This window comes from Mesorhizobium sp., assembly GCF_004962925.1.
In the GTDB taxonomy this organism is placed as follows: Bacteria; Pseudomonadota; Alphaproteobacteria; order Rhizobiales; family Rhizobiaceae; genus Mesorhizobium.
The window spans coordinates 1-215 of the sequence record NZ_SUEO01000517.1 but is presented as its reverse complement, the minus strand read 5'-3'; the positions used below and the strand labels follow the sequence as shown (position 1 = coordinate 215).

The following is a 215-nucleotide window of genomic DNA, read 5'->3' as shown; positions in this document are numbered from 1 at the left end:
CGACGATCCGGCTGTGCTCGCCGCCCTCGACGCCAAGGGTTTTGGTTTCGCCGGCATTTTCGGCGTCGATGGCAAGGGCGACCTGAAGACGCTGTATGACAAGGCGCCGGCCTATCACCAGATTGTCGAAACGATTGCTGGCGATGTCGCCGCGCTGCGGGCCGAGATGAAGGCTGGCGGGCGGCCGCTCTACGAAGTCACCGACGGCAATGTCG

The 215-nt window shown here is 64.2% G+C and carries 1 pseudogene; it reads left to right on the top strand.

Going from position 1 to position 215, the window contains the following annotated elements:
- Positions 1-215, top strand: a pseudogene (locus tag E5W87_RS35955) (hypothetical protein); the annotation flags it as partial.